Below are 13,407 nucleotides of genomic sequence, written 5' to 3' on the forward strand. Positions count from 1 at the left end.
ACGCATTCAATAGTGGATTTCCCGGAGGGAATTATGAAACAGGGTTTTTCTGCACTTCTTCTCAGCATGGCGTTGGGATTCGTCGCGAGCGGCGCGTCGGCACAGGACAAGACCGTCAAGATCGGCGTGCTGACTGATAATTCCGGTCTTTATTCCGACCTCGGTGGTGTGGGCTCCACCTTGGCCGCTCAGATGGCGATCGAGGATTCCGGGCTTGCCGCCAAGGGCTGGAAGATAGACTTGATCTCGGCCGACCATCAGAACAAGCCCGATATCGCCACCACCATCGCGCGCCAATGGATCGACGTCGACAAGGTCGACATCTTCATGGACGTGCTGAACTCAGGTGTCGCACTCGCGGTCAACAATGTCGTCAAGGAGAAGAATTCGATCCTGATCGACACGGGTGCGGCGACCTCGGATCTGACGAACGCCCAATGTTCGCCGAATACCATCCATTGGGTCTATGACACCTACATGCTGGCCAACAGCACCGGTCAGGCGCTGGTGAAGGCCGGCGGCGATACCTGGTACTTCCTCACGGCCGACTATGCGTTCGGCGCGGCGCTGGAGCGCGATACCACGGCGGTGGTGCAAAAGGCGGGCGGCAAGGTGCTCGGCAGCGTCAAGCACCCGCTCAATTCGTCGGACTTCTCCTCGTTCCTTTTGCAGGCGCAGGCATCGAAGGCGAAGATCGTCGGACTTGCGAATGCCGGCGGCGATACCACCAATTCGATCAAGCAGGCCGCCGAGTTCGGCATCGTTGCCGGCGGGCAGAAGCTTGCCGGACTGCTCTTGTTCATTACCGACGTTCATTCGCTCGGCCTCAACGTGGCGCAAGGGCTCAATTTCACCGAGACCTTCTACTGGGATCTCAACGACGGAACGCGCGCCTTTGCCAAGCGCTTTTCCGAGCGCATGAAAAACAAGGCGATGCCTTCGATGGTGCAGGCCGGTGTCTATTCGGGGCTGATCCATTACTTCAAGGCGCTGGAGGCGATGGGCGGCAATCCGCATGACGGCGCCAAGGCGGTCGAGAAGATGAAGTCGATGCCGACCGACGATCAGCTGTTCGGTCAGGGCAGCATCCGGGTCGATGGCCGCAAGATTCACCCGGCCTACCTGTTCGAGGTCAAGAAGCCCTCGGAGTCGAAGGGGCCGTGGGACTACTACAAGCTGGTGGGCACCGTCCCCGCGGACCAGGCGTTCCGGCCGCTCTCCGAGAGCGTCTGTCCGCTGGTGAAGAAGTAACTCTCGTGGCCCGCCGCGCGGTCGTGCCGCCGGCGGGCTTTCATTTTGGTGGCGGAAGCTAATCCCGATGCAGGCTCTCTACGCACAGTTACTGGTGGGACTGATCAACGGCTCGTTCTACGCGCTGCTCAGTCTCGGGCTTGCCGTGATCTTCGGCATGCTCAACATCATCAATTTCGCCCATGGCGCGGTCTACATGATGGGCGCCTTCGTCGCCTATTTCCTCCTCAACCTCGGTGGCATCAACTATTGGTGGGCGCTGTTGCTGGCGCCCATCATCGTCGGCATCTTCGGCATGATCCTGGAACGGACCATGCTGCAATGGCTGACCGGGCTCGATCACCTCTACGGCCTGCTCCTGACCTTCGGCATCGCGCTGATCGTGCAGGGCGTGTTTCAGAACTATTTCGGCTCGTCCGGCCTGCCTTACGCCATTCCGGACCAGCTCAAGGGCGGCATGAATCTCGGCTTCATGTTCTTACCCGTCTATCGCGGCTGGGTGGTCGTGTTCTCGCTGGTGGTTTGTCTCGCCACCTGGTTCCTGATCGAGAAGACGCAGCTCGGCGCTTACCTGCGCGCCGCCACCGAAAATCCGACGCTGGTGCGCGCCTTCGGCATCAACGTGCCGCGCATGATCACGCTCACTTACGGCCTCGGCGTCGGCCTTGCGGCGCTCGCGGGCGTGCTCTCGGCGCCGATCAACCAGGTACGGCCGCTGATGGGCGCGGATCTCATCATCGTCGTGTTCGCGGTGGTCGTGATCGGCGGCATGGGATCGATCATGGGCTCCATCATCACCGGCTTCGCGCTCGGTGTGATCGAGGGTCTGACCAAGTATTTCTACCCCGAGGCCTCCAACACCGTCGTGTTCGTGTTGATGGTGTTAGTACTCTTGGTGAAGCCAACGGGATTGACGGGAAGGGCGGCCTGATATGACAACCCTGACGGACGACACGCTGCGGGTGACGCCTCGCGCCATGCGCGACGAGCTGATCGCGTTCACACTGATGGCGCTGCTGCTGGCGTCGGTGCCATTCACGGGAGTCTACCCGTTCTTCGTGATGCAGGCGCTGTGCTTCGCGCTGCTCGCCTGCGCCTTCAATCTGCTGGTCGGCTATGGCGGCCTGTTGTCATTCGGCCATGCGATGTTCCTGGGGACCGCCGGCTATTGCAGCGCGCATGCGCTGAAAGTGTGGGCGTTGCCGCCCGAACTCGGCATCCTCGTCGGCATCGCCGCGGCTTTCGTGCTCTCGATCATCACCGGCTTTATCTCGATCCGTCGCCAGGGCATCTATTTCTCGATGATCACGCTGGCGCTGTCACAGCTGCTGTACTTCATCTACCTCCAGGCCCCGTTTACCCATGGTGAGGACGGCATCCAGGGCATCCCGCAGGGACATATGTTCGGCATCTTAGATCTGTCCAAGCCGACGGTGCTCTATTACGTCGTGCTGGTCGGGTTCCTCGCCGGCTTCCTGCTGATCTTCCGCATCATCAACTCGCCTTTCGGCGAGGTGCTGAAGGCGATCCGCGAGAACGAGCCGCGGGCCATCTCGCTTGGCTACCGGACCGACCAGTACAAGTTCCTTGCCTTCGTGCTGTCGGGAACGCTGGCCGGTTTTGCCGGTGCGCTGAAGGTGTTCGTGGCGCAGAACGCCTCGCTCACCGACGTCCATTGGTCGATGTCAGGCGAAGTCGTGCTGATGACGCTGGTCGGTGGCCTCGGCACCGTCTCCGGCCCCGTGGTCGGCGCCTTCGTGATCATCGCCATGCAGCAATATCTCGCCGGCTTCGGCCAGTGGGTGACGGTGATCCAGGGCTCGATCTTCGTGGTCTGCGTGCTCACCTTCCGCCGCGGCGTCATCGGCGAAATCGCCCATTACTTCCGCCGATCCCTCTAAATGATTGATATCGCACCAATTCCATTGGTGCGACAATCCGGTGGATGATCCGGCTCCGCGGGCGTGAGATGACACGCGCGCGGATCGAAAATGGTCTATGACAGTTTCATGACGGCCCCTCGGGCCGGGCCATTTCCAACCGGTAGCCTATCCCCATGATGCGATGGTTTCGCGCTTTCCTGCCCAAGGAAGAACGGTTCTTCGACCTGTTCGACCGGCATGCCCAGACCGTGATCCAGGGTTCGATCGCGCTTCAGGGCATGCTGAACGGGGGCGAGGAGACGCCGGTCTATTGCCAGCGCGTCAACCAATTCGAGAACGACGCCGACAATATCACCCGTGAGGTGCTGACGGCGGTGCGCCGCACCTTCATCACCCCGTTCGACCGCGGCGACATCAAGAACCTGATCACGTCGCTGGACGACGCCATCGACCAGATGCAGCAGACGGCCAAGGCCGTGATGCTGTTCGAGGTCCGCAGCTTCGAGCCGCCGATGCGCGAGATCGGCGGGCTTCTGATCGACTGCGCCAATCTGGTCGGCCGTGCGCTGCCGCTGATGCAATCGATCGGCCCGAATGTGGCCATGCTGACCGCCATCACGGAGGAACTGGGCAAGCTCGAAGGCCGGGTCGACGATCTCCACGACATCGGGCTGAAGGAGCTGTTCCTCAAGCACCGCGACGGCAACGCGATGGACTTCATCGTCGGCGCGGAGATCTACGACCATCTCGAGAAGGTGGCCGATCGCTTCGACGACGTCGCGAACGAGATCAACAGCATCGTCATCGAGCAGGTTTAGGGCAGGGGCCGCGCCGTGGATGCCGCGTTGGGTCTTCCCGTCTTGGTCGGCTTGATCGCCGTCGCGCTGCTGTTCGACTTCCTGAACGGCCTGCATGACGCCGCCAATTCGATCGCGACCATCGTCTCGACCCGCGTGCTGCGGCCGCAATTCGCGGTATTCTGGGCCGCGTTCTTCAATTTCGTCGCCTTCATGGTGTTCGGGCTGCACGTCGCCCAGACCATCGGCACCGGCATCATCGATCCCGCGATCGTCGATGCCCAGGTGATTTTCGCGGCGCTCGTCGGCGCCATCGTCTGGAACCTCGTGACGTGGGCGCTCGGCATCCCGTCCTCGTCGTCGCACGCACTAATCGGCGGCCTCCTCGGCGGCGGCATGGCCAAGGCGGGGATCTCGGCCGCGGTATGGAGCGGATTGACCAAGACGGTGCTGGCGATCGTGTTGTCGCCGCTGGTCGGCTTTTTGCTCGCGATGGTTCTGGTGGCGATCGTGTCCTGGGCCTCGGTGCGCTCGACGCCATTCGCGGTCGACCGCGCCTTCCGTATTCTGCAATTTGCCTCCGCCTCGCTCTATTCGCTCGGCCATGGCGGCAACGACGCGCAGAAGACCATGGGCATCATCGCGGTGCTGCTGTACTCGCAGGGCCATCTCGGCAGCGAGTTCTCGGTGCCGTTCTGGGTGGTGCTGTCCTGCCAGGCGGCGATGGCGCTGGGCACGCTGATGGGTGGCTGGCGCATCGTCCGCACCATGGGCCTGCGCATCACGAAATTGACGCCGATGCAGGGCTTTTGCGCCGAGACCGGAGGCGCCGCGACCCTGTTCATGGCGACCTATCTCGGGGTTCCCGTCTCGACCACCCACACCATCACCGGTGCCATCGTCGGCGTCGGCGCCGCGCGCCGCGTCTCGGCGGTCCGCTGGAACGTCGCAAGCTCGATCGTCTACGCCTGGGTGATCACGATCCCGGCCTCGGCGATCGTCGCGGCGCTGACCTGGTGGGCGGTCAAGATCTTCGTCAAGTAACGAGCTTCAGCCCGACAATCCCGGCGACGATCAGGGCGATGCTGGCAAGGCGGAGGGCCGTGGCCGGCTCGCCGAGCAGGACGATGCCCAGCGTCGCGGTGCCGACGGCGCCAATGCCGGTCCAGACTGCATAAGCGGTTCCGACAGGGAGCGACTTGAGAGCAAGTCCGAGCAGGATGATGCTGCCGGCCATGGCCGCGAGCGTGACGACGGACGGAACAAGCCTGGTAAAGCCTTCGGTATATTTCAGGCCGATCGCCCAGATAATCTCGAGAAGACCGGCGACGAACAGGATGCTCCAGGCCATGACGACCCTCCATTCAAGGCAGGGTCGTCCCCGCGGCTATAGGCGATGAGCGGGAGGGCCGTCCCTCCCATGGGCGATATGGGGCTGGCCGGGGGGATCCGCAATCACCAAATGAGGCTTGATCAGGCCCAGTTTCCCTGCCACACGCTCCCGCCATGTCCGACATCGCCACCACCACCGCCGAATCGCCGGCCCGTTCCCCGCTTGCCGCTGAAGTGGCGCGGCGGCGCACCTTTGCGATCATCTCGCATCCGGACGCCGGCAAGACCACGCTGACCGAGAAGCTGCTGCTGTTCGGCGGCGCCATCAATCTCGCCGGCCAGGTCAAGGCCAAGGGCGAGCGGCGCAACACGCGGTCGGACTGGATGAAGATCGAGCGCGAGCGCGGCATCTCGGTCGTGACCTCGGTGATGACCTTCGAGTTCGAAGGGCTCGTGTTCAACCTCCTGGACACGCCGGGCCACGAGGACTTTTCGGAAGACACCTATCGTACGCTCACGGCGGTCGATTCCGCCGTGATGGTGATCGACGCCGCCAAGGGCATCGAGGCGCGCACCCGAAAGCTGTTCGAGGTGTGTCGCCTTCGGGATATTCCGATCATCACCTTCATCAACAAGATGGACCGCGAGAGCCGCGATGTGTTCGAGCTGCTCGACGAGATCGAGAAGACGCTGGCGCTCGACACCACGCCGATGACCTGGCCGGTCGGCCGCGGTCGCGACTTTCTCGGCACCTATGACGTCATCAATGGCGGCGTGCGTCTGCTCGAAGGCGGCGGCGCCAAGACCGGCGCGGCGCAGCAGATCGAGATCGCCGAGCTTGCCAAGCTCAACGCCAATCTCGACGCATCCGCGGTCAAGGACGAGCTCGAGCTCGTCACCGAAGCGTCAAAACCGTTCGAGCTCGACGCGTTCCGCGAAGGCCATCTGACGCCGGTCTATTTCGGCAGCGCGCTGCGCAATTTCGGCGTCGGCGACCTCCTTGAAGGTCTCGGCAAGTTCGCGCCCGAGCCGCGCGCGCAGGACAGCGACCAGCGCAAGGTCGAGGCCACCGATCCGCGCATGAGCGCCTTCGTGTTCAAGATCCAGGCCAACATGGATCCGAACCATCGCGACCGCATCGCGTTCGCGCGCCTCTGCTCGGGCAAGCTCAGCCGCGGCATGAAGGCCAAGCTCGTGCGCACCGGCAAGAGCATGCCGCTGTCGAGTCCGCAATTCTTCTTCGCGCAGGACCGCTCGGTCGCGGACGAGGCCTTTGCCGGCGACGTCGTCGGCATTCCCAATCACGGCACGCTGCGCATCGGCGACACGCTGACCGAGGGCGAGGATTTCAACTTCGTCGGCGTGCCAAGCTTCGCGCCGGAAATCGTCCGCCGCGTGCGCCTCACCGACGCGATGAAGGCGAAGAAGCTGAAGGAAGCGCTGCAGCAGATGTCGGAAGAGGGCGTCGTGCAGGTGTTCCGTCCGCGCGACGGTGCGCCGGCGCTGGTCGGTGTGGTCGGCGCGCTGCAGCTCGACGTGCTGAAGGCGCGGCTCGAGGCGGAATATTCGCTGCCGGTCGAGTTCGAGGTCAGCGAATTCCAGCTGGCGCGCTGGGTCTCCTCGGAGGACCGCAAGAAGCTCGATACCTTCCTCGCAGCCAACACGTCCAGCATCGCCGACGACGTCGACGGCGATCCCGTGTACCTGGCGAGGAACGAGTTCTATCTCGGCTACACCAAGGAGCGCGCCGAGGGCATCGAGTTCACCAACGTCAAGGACGTCAAGAAGAAGGGGTAGGATGGGCGTCCTCGGCTAGCGGATACGTTTTCCTCGCTCGCAGCCACACCAACGCCGTCATGCCCCGCTTGACCGGGGCATCCAGTACGCCGCGGCCTCTCGGCTCAACCACTGTCGTCTCTGGAATACTGGGTCGCCCGGTCAAGCCGGACGACGACAGTGTGCCCCAAGCGCGAGCCCGTGAACCGCGGTAGGCTTGATGTCGTTGGAGGCAACGCCAACATCAACTGATGACCTTGCGAGCTCGCATCATGTGGCGCGGCATTCTCATCCTTCTCCTGCTGGCGGTATCAATCGCTACCGCCGACACGCGACCCCGCCAGATCAATCCGATCCCATTCTCGCACGAGCCGTGCAGCGTGCTCGACGGCCGGCCCTGTACGCCGTCTTATTGCAGCCCGCTCGAGCCCGGCCCCTGCATTCCCGAGATCGACTATCCCTACGGCCAAAACCTCCAGCTTACGATCGAGAGCGTGCCGTCCGATGCCGACCGCGCCAAATACCGCAAGCCAGGTCACGATCTCGACACGATCGGCGATCTCTTCGCCGAGCTGCGCAGCTGCTGGTCGCCGCCATCTGACAAGGCTCGCGCGGGCATGCAGATGTCGGTGCGCTTCAGCTTCAACAAGGCGGGCGGCCTGATCGGCCCGCCGCGCCTCACATACGCGACCGCGGGCGTGCCCTCCGAGACCCGCACGACCTATCTCGACGCCATCAATGCATCGTTGAACGCATGTCTGCCGCTGAAGTTCACCAGCGGCCTTGCCGGCGCGCTGGCGGGCCGGCCCATTGCGATCCGCTATGTCGACAACAGGCAATCCCCGAACTGACCCGCTATCGCGTTCAGCCCGAGCGGTTCGATCACCGTGAGAGGTGTCTTCTCAATTCAGCAATTTCCAGTTGCTTAGCTTGCGTACGATCGTGGCTTCGATGTCTTCGATCTGATCGAACTCCTCATAGGTGACCCCGTGGAGATCCGATGGCAGCTTCAGTGGTTTCTTCAGCAGGATGGCCACTCGGTCGAACGCGCGGAATTTGGCGAAGAGTAGCCCCATCTCGAAGATGACATTCTCGCGCGCGCGCGCCGTGAGTTCATCGTTGGCTTTTCCCAAGCGTCCCACGTCGTCGGGCGTGGCAAGGATGAAGCCTGCCTTGCACGTTCGGATCAGTTCCTCCAGCGCCGACAGGATCGTCGCTGCATTCTTGTCTTCTCGCAGCAGCACCTTCGGATTGACCCTGTTGTCGCGCAAGATCGATTCCAGTTTCTGCCGGCTCCTTTCGTCCCGTCCATGCACGATGAAGACGTTACGATCGAGCTGAAGCTCCGGGTGCGGCGTATGCAGGGCCAGCGCAAGAATGTCGGTATAGGCTTCCAGAACGCGCATATCCTCCGAGGAGAACACCTTTTCCTGGATATTGTTATGGAAGCAAGCGACACCAAACGGTTCGCGGCCTTTTCCTAGTTTGATCGGAAAGCAGACCATGTTCTGGATAGGGCTGTCGCCGTAGAACTCGCCGCCTTGCGCGCGTGAAAAGACGGTCGGCGTGCCCGTGCGGAAGCAATTGCCGGCGATGGTGCCGCGGTAGCCCAACGTCGGTGGGAAGCGGGCCCGCGCTTGAGGATCCAGCAATTCCTTGTCGAACAGGAAGTCGTCCTCGTTGAAGAGGACCAGCCTCTCCATTTTGGGGTGGTCGATCAGGACCGATCCCGCATCGGCAGCCGGGCTGATCGCGATTGCGGTTTGCAGGAATTCGACGATGATCGCCTCCTGCGAACGGCCATGGGAGGCTCGAAGAAAATCCAGTATTCTCGGATCAAAACTGATTTTGTCGGCCATAATGAACTGTCCGATCTATCTGCAATGTCGAGATCATATTCCGCCGGTCGCCGAATTCAACAAGAAGTTGTCTTTCGGGGTCCTGGCCCGTAGCTTTGACCTATCAACGCCAGATTGCCCCGGGGCCGTTATTCGATGGACGCCAGGACCAGCTATTTCCTCTTTCTGCTCACACTCCATTCGTCGCTGCTGATCACCAGCACGGTCGCCGGCTCGAAACTGTTCGCGCTGCCTTTTGGCCTGGACGCCAGTGCGACGGTCTTCAGCTATCTGCTGACATTCATCATTGTCGACACGATCGCTGAGCTGTTCGGCAGGGAGTATTCCAGGCGGGTGATCAATCTGGGCTTGCTCAGCATGGCCTTGTCTGCCGTCTATTTCGAGTTTGCCGCCTATCTCCCGCCAGCTCCAGGCTGGCACCACCAGCAGGATTTCGAAACGGTCGTCAGCTCGTCCGTTCGAATCTGGATCGGAGGCTGGATCGCCTACATGGTGAGCCAGCACTTCGACCTGTCGTTCTTTCTCCGGTTGCGCCGGACGGCATTCGGCAAGAGGTCCGTGGTGCTGTCGGCATGGCTCAGCCTGATGTTGGCTCAGCTGCTGGACACCGTCATATTTGTGTCGATCGCATTCTACGGTACCGGCGTCGTCATGCCGACAATCATTGGCCAGTATCTGATCAAGCTGCTCTTCTCCACAATTGCCGCGCCTCTGGTGAAGTTGAGCATCTCGATGGGACGAGACTGGATCGAAGCGCGAAGCGGAAAGCTGGCCGAGAAGGACTGATGCATTGCGTTTCGCGGGGTGAAGATGATAGCTGATGGAGTACGGTCTGACGCAAGGGGATGTCATGGGTCTGGTGGTGATGATCCTGGGGCTGGTGCTGTTCTTCGCGGCCCATATTTTCACGACGAAGCGTAAGGCGCGCGCGCAGGCCATCGCGAGGCTGGGCGAGGGAACCTACAAGATCCTCTACACCCTGGTCTCGTTCGCGGGGCTCGCGCTGATCATTTGGGGCTTCGCCCATTACCGCAGCTCCGGCTGGATCGATGTCTGGTATCCGCCGAAAGCGATGAAGCACATCACGGTCGCGCTGATGCTGCCCGCGGTGATCCTGGTGGTCGCCTCTTATTTGCGCGGCCGCATCTATGCGACGCTGAAACATCCGATGCTGGCCGGCGTCAAGCTGTGGGCGGCGGCGCATCTTTTGGCCAACGGCGATCTCGGCTCCATCATCCTGTTCGGCTCGTTCCTGGGCTGGGCGGTGTATGATCGCATCTCGCTGAAGCATCGCACCGACGCCGGCGGCCCGCCGATTCCAGTCGGCGGCGTCAGCAACGATCTGATCGCGGTCGCGGTCGGCGTCGTCGCCTATCTCGCGCTGGCCTTCGCGTTCCATCCGGTCGTGATCGGCGTTCCCGTCATCGGCGGTTAGCCGGTCAGCACAAGACGTGATCCGGCTATCCGTGCGCGGAAGGTGACAAAACGACAAGCCGAGGACGTTCCGATGGACTGGTCGCAATCTCAGATTCCGCCGCTGCGGCTCGAGGCGCGCTTTGGCGATCGGATGGTGCCGGCCTTTTGCGACCGGCCGGCGAACCTGTGGGCGATGATTGCGGACGCCTGCGCCCGCAACGGCGATGGCGAGGCGCTGATCGCAGGCGATGTCCGGCTGAGCTGGCGGCAGGTGGTGGAGCAGGCGACGCGGATCGCGGCGGGGTTTCGCAAGCTGGGATTACAGCGGGGGGATCGTGTCGCCATCCTGCTCGGCAACCGCATCGAATTTCCGCTGCTCCTGTTTGCCGCCGCGCATGAGGGGCTGGTGACCGTGCTGCTCAGCACGCGCCAGCAGAAGCCGGAGATTGCCTATGTCCTCGCCGATTGCGGCGCCAAGATCCTGATCCACGAAGCTGCGCTTGCCGAGCGGCTGCCCGGTGCGCAGGACGTGCCCGATCTGATCCACCGCATCGCCATCGACGACGATCCGGCTCGCTCGCGCTTCGCCGTGCTCGCCGACAACCCGCCAGCCTTGGCGCCGGTCGAGGTGAGCGAAGAGGACACCGCGATGATCCTCTACACCTCGGGGACAACAGGCAAGCCGAAGGGCGCGATGCTCGCCCATTGCAACATCGTCCATTCCTCGATGGTGTTCGTGTCCTGCCTGCAATTGACGGCAGCGGACCGCTCGATCGCGGCCGTGCCGCTCGGCCATGTCACCGGTGTCGTCGCCAACATCACGACCATGATCCGCAGCTGTGGCGCGCTGATCATCATGCCCGAGTTCAAGGCGGCCGATTACCTCAAGCTCGCCGCGCGCGAGCGCGTCACCTACACGGTGATGGTGCCGGCGATGTACAATCTCTGTCTGCTTCAGCCTGACTTCGACAGCTACGATCTGTCGAGCTGGCGCGTCGGCGGTTTTGGCGGCGCGCCGATGCCGGTTGCGACCATCGAGAAGCTCAAGGCGAAGATTCCCGGCCTGAAGCTGATGAACTGCTACGGCGCGACCGAGACGACGTCACCCTCGACGATCATGCCGGGTGAGGTGACCGAGAGCCATATCGACAGCGTCGGCCTGCCGTGCCCTGGCGCGCGCATCGTGGCGGTGGATCCGGACGGGCGCGAACTGCCTCGCGGCGAGATCGGCGAACTCTGGATCCAGAGCGCCTCCGTCATCAGGGGCTATTGGAATAATCCGAAGGCGACCGCCGAGAGCTTTACCGCCGGCTTCTGGCACTCCGGCGATCTCGGTTCGGTCGATGCGGAAGGGTTCGTCCGTGTGTTCGACCGGCAGAAGGACATGATCAACCGCGGCGGCCTGAAAATCTATTCGGCCGAGGTCGAATCCGTGTTGGCCGGCCACCCCGCCGTGGTCGAGAGCGCGATCATCGCCAAGGCCTGCCCGGTGCTCGGCGAGCGCGTTCACGCCGTGGTGGTGACGCGCGCGCCCGTCGCCGGCGAGGCACTGCGTGCCTGGTGCGCGGAGCGCCTGTCCGACTACAAGGTTCCCGAGACCATGGCGATCACGGCGGACCCACTTCCGCGCAATGCCAACGGCAAGGTGCTGAAACGGCAACTGCGGGAGCTCCTGGAAGCCTGAACCGGGCAGGCCATCCCGGGCTCTCCCGGGTAGTTAACGCCTTGATCGGGCTCGCTTTGCCTTGCCAGCGCCATATCGTTAGGGTACCTCGCCGCCACGCGGGGACGGGATTCCTGACGCGGGCGCTTCGGCGCGCGCACCCGGATGGGCATGGGATTAGCATAAGTGTCTGAATTATTTGACGAAGTCGACGAGGAAGTACGTCGCGAACAGTTCAAGAAGCTGTGGGACAAATATTCGATTGTCTTCATCGCCCTGATGGTGCTGGTCGTGGCCGCCGCCGCTGGCTGGCAGGGTTATAAGTATTTGGAGGCCAGGAAGGCCGCCGAAGCCGGTGCCGCCTTCGAGAAGGCCGCCGAGCTGTCCGAGCAGGATAAGCATGCGGAGGCGGAGGCTGCCTTCACCGAGCTCGCCGCCAAGGCGCCGTCGGGCTATCGCACCCTGGCGCGGCTGCGCGCCGCCGCCGAGGCCGCTAACCGCGATCCCAAGGCCGCCGCCAAGATGTATGACGAACTTGCTGCCGACCGCGGCGTGGGCGGTGAGTGGCAGGATCTGGCGAAGATCCGCGCCGCCGGCCTGCTGCTCGACAGCGCCAGCTATGCCGACCTGCAGCAGCGGCTGGAGTCATCCGCCGCGCCCAAGTCGACGTTCCGCCACAGCGCCCGCGAGATGCTGGCGCTGTCCGCCTGGCGCAACAACGACATGACCGCGGCCCGCAAATGGCTCGACGCGATTGGTGAAGACGGCGAAACGCCGCCCGGCCTGCGCTCGCGCGCCGAGGCTCTCCAGGCCCTGCTGCCGCCCGTCGCCAAGAGCTGACGACGGCCCTCTGACGTAACGAGACACAAGATGCGCCGCACGCCACGCTTGATCGCAGCCGCCGTCCTGATCGCCTTCACCGGCGTCCTGGGCGGCTGCTCCAGCTTTGATCCAAGCGACATGCTCGACTTCCTCGACACCAAGAAGAAGCTGCCGGGCGACCGCAAGCCGGTGTTCCCGGAAGGCGTGCCGGGGCTCGAGCAGGGCGTCCCGAAGGATCTGTACAAGGGGGCGCATCAGCAGCCCGATCCGAATGCGCCTGCGGTCGCGGCTTTGCCCGCGGAGCCGCCGACCGAGCCGGCCAAGCCGGCGAAGGGAGCCAAGGCGAAGCACACGAGGCAGCCGGCCGCCGCAGCTGTTGCGCCGGCTGAGGCGCCTGCGGGTGAAGTTGACGGCGAGGCCCAGCCGGAGGCGGCGCCGGCCACGGCCGCTCCGCCGCCCAAGCACAAGATCGTCCGCAAGCGCACCACTGCGCCGCCACCGGATCAGCCGGTCCAGCAGGCGCAACCGACACAGACCACTCAGCAGCAGTCGCAGGGTGGTTTCCCGGCGCCGCTGCCGAGCGGCAGCTTCTCGCGCTAATTTTTCCA

The 13,407-nt window shown here is 63.3% G+C and carries 14 protein-coding genes; 12 read left to right on the forward strand and 2 right to left on the reverse strand.

What is annotated here, in order from left to right:
* Window positions 1-33: 33 nt before the first annotated feature.
* From IVB26_RS18530 to IVB26_RS18550, 5 genes are all read left to right on the forward strand, one after another.
* The gene (locus IVB26_RS18530; RefSeq protein WP_247972963.1) at window positions 34-1,251 is read left to right on the forward strand and encodes an ABC transporter substrate-binding protein; all 1,218 of its coding nucleotides are present in this window, start codon (window positions 34-36) and stop codon (window positions 1,249-1,251) included.
* A gap of 67 nt (window positions 1,252-1,318) precedes the next feature.
* Entirely contained in the window at window positions 1,319-2,182 is an 864-nt protein-coding gene (locus IVB26_RS18535) for a branched-chain amino acid ABC transporter permease (RefSeq protein ID WP_246920001.1), read from the forward strand.
* 1 nt (window position 2,183) lies between these two features.
* Window positions 2,184-3,152 (forward strand): branched-chain amino acid ABC transporter permease, encoded by a 969-nt coding sequence (locus IVB26_RS18540; RefSeq protein ID WP_247972964.1) that lies wholly within the window; start codon window positions 2,184-2,186, stop codon window positions 3,150-3,152.
* A 155-nt stretch (window positions 3,153-3,307) separates the two neighbouring features.
* Window positions 3,308-3,952, forward strand: coding sequence for a DUF47 domain-containing protein (locus tag IVB26_RS18545; RefSeq protein ID WP_247972965.1), 645 nt, complete (start codon window positions 3,308-3,310; stop codon window positions 3,950-3,952).
* 15 nt (window positions 3,953-3,967) lie between these two features.
* On the forward strand, window positions 3,968-4,975 hold the full coding sequence (locus IVB26_RS18550; protein WP_247972966.1) for an inorganic phosphate transporter: 1,008 nt from the start codon (window positions 3,968-3,970) through the stop codon (window positions 4,973-4,975).
* Here the strand turns inward: IVB26_RS18550 and sugE are convergent.
* A complete protein-coding gene (gene sugE, locus IVB26_RS18555; protein ID WP_247972967.1) occupies window positions 4,968-5,282 on the reverse strand; it encodes a quaternary ammonium compound efflux SMR transporter SugE in 315 nt (104 codons plus the stop codon). The genes IVB26_RS18550 and sugE overlap by 8 nt on opposite strands.
* A gap of 155 nt (window positions 5,283-5,437) precedes the next feature.
* On the opposite strand from sugE, the gene IVB26_RS18560 reads away from it, so the two are divergent.
* A complete protein-coding gene (locus IVB26_RS18560; RefSeq protein WP_246920008.1) occupies window positions 5,438-7,060 on the forward strand; it encodes a peptide chain release factor 3 in 1,623 nt (540 codons plus the stop codon).
* Window positions 7,061-7,311: 251 nt separating this feature from the next.
* The gene (locus IVB26_RS18565) at window positions 7,312-7,890 is read left to right on the forward strand and encodes a hypothetical protein (RefSeq protein WP_247973203.1); all 579 of its coding nucleotides are present in this window, start codon (window positions 7,312-7,314) and stop codon (window positions 7,888-7,890) included.
* Window positions 7,891-7,941: 51 nt separating this feature from the next.
* On the opposite strand, the gene IVB26_RS18570 is transcribed toward IVB26_RS18565, so the two are convergent.
* Complete coding sequence (locus IVB26_RS18570; protein WP_246920010.1) at window positions 7,942-8,898, reverse strand: TIR domain-containing protein; 957 nt, start codon at window positions 8,896-8,898, stop codon at window positions 7,942-7,944.
* A gap of 135 nt (window positions 8,899-9,033) precedes the next feature.
* Between IVB26_RS18570 and IVB26_RS18575 the strand changes: the two genes are divergently transcribed.
* The 5 genes from IVB26_RS18575 (at window position 9,034) to IVB26_RS18595 (ending at window position 13,399) form a co-directional block, all read left to right on the forward strand.
* Window positions 9,034-9,684: a queuosine precursor transporter gene (locus tag IVB26_RS18575; protein ID WP_247972968.1), complete on the forward strand. Its 651-nt coding sequence runs from the start codon at window positions 9,034-9,036 to the stop codon at window positions 9,682-9,684.
* A gap of 64 nt (window positions 9,685-9,748) precedes the next feature.
* Window positions 9,749-10,333 (forward strand): NnrU family protein, encoded by a 585-nt coding sequence (locus IVB26_RS18580; protein ID WP_247973204.1) that lies wholly within the window; start codon window positions 9,749-9,751, stop codon window positions 10,331-10,333.
* A gap of 72 nt (window positions 10,334-10,405) precedes the next feature.
* Window positions 10,406-11,998: a class I adenylate-forming enzyme family protein gene (locus IVB26_RS18585; RefSeq protein ID WP_247973205.1), complete on the forward strand. Its 1,593-nt coding sequence runs from the start codon at window positions 10,406-10,408 to the stop codon at window positions 11,996-11,998.
* Window positions 11,999-12,163: 165 nt separating this feature from the next.
* Window positions 12,164-12,817: a tetratricopeptide repeat protein gene (locus IVB26_RS18590; RefSeq protein ID WP_247972969.1), complete on the forward strand. Its 654-nt coding sequence runs from the start codon at window positions 12,164-12,166 to the stop codon at window positions 12,815-12,817.
* Between the two features lie 30 nt (window positions 12,818-12,847).
* A complete protein-coding gene (locus IVB26_RS18595) occupies window positions 12,848-13,399 on the forward strand; it encodes a hypothetical protein (protein WP_247972970.1) in 552 nt (183 codons plus the stop codon).
* Window positions 13,400-13,407 lie beyond the last annotated feature (8 nt).

The organism is Bradyrhizobium sp. 195 (genome assembly GCF_023101665.1).
In the GTDB taxonomy this organism is placed as follows: Bacteria; Pseudomonadota; Alphaproteobacteria; order Rhizobiales; family Xanthobacteraceae; genus Bradyrhizobium.

What these genes read in the sequence shown, in the direction of transcription:
- IVB26_RS18530 (WP_247972963.1), top strand. Translation starts at nt 34, where the DNA reads ATGAAACAGGGTTTTTCTGCACTTCTTCTCAGCATGGCGTTGGGATTC.
- IVB26_RS18535 (WP_246920001.1), top strand. Translation starts at nt 1,319, where the DNA reads ATGCAGGCTCTCTACGCACAGTTACTGGTGGGACTGATCAACGGCTCG.
- IVB26_RS18540 (WP_247972964.1), top strand. Translation starts at nt 2,184, where the DNA reads ATGACAACCCTGACGGACGACACGCTGCGGGTGACGCCTCGCGCCATG.
- IVB26_RS18545 (WP_247972965.1), top strand. Translation starts at nt 3,308, where the DNA reads ATGATGCGATGGTTTCGCGCTTTCCTGCCCAAGGAAGAACGGTTCTTC.
- sugE (WP_247972967.1), bottom strand. Translation starts at nt 5,282, where the DNA reads ATGGCCTGGAGCATCCTGTTCGTCGCCGGTCTTCTCGAGATTATCTGG.
- IVB26_RS18560 (WP_246920008.1), top strand. Translation starts at nt 5,438, where the DNA reads ATGTCCGACATCGCCACCACCACCGCCGAATCGCCGGCCCGTTCCCCG.
- IVB26_RS18565 (WP_247973203.1), top strand. Translation starts at nt 7,312, where the DNA reads ATGTGGCGCGGCATTCTCATCCTTCTCCTGCTGGCGGTATCAATCGCT.
- IVB26_RS18570 (WP_246920010.1), bottom strand. Translation starts at nt 8,898, where the DNA reads ATGGCCGACAAAATCAGTTTTGATCCGAGAATACTGGATTTTCTTCGA.
- IVB26_RS18575 (WP_247972968.1), top strand. Translation starts at nt 9,034, where the DNA reads ATGGACGCCAGGACCAGCTATTTCCTCTTTCTGCTCACACTCCATTCG.
- IVB26_RS18580 (WP_247973204.1), top strand. Translation starts at nt 9,749, where the DNA reads ATGGGTCTGGTGGTGATGATCCTGGGGCTGGTGCTGTTCTTCGCGGCC.
- IVB26_RS18585 (WP_247973205.1), top strand. Translation starts at nt 10,406, where the DNA reads ATGGACTGGTCGCAATCTCAGATTCCGCCGCTGCGGCTCGAGGCGCGC.
- IVB26_RS18595 (WP_247972970.1), top strand. Translation starts at nt 12,848, where the DNA reads ATGCGCCGCACGCCACGCTTGATCGCAGCCGCCGTCCTGATCGCCTTC.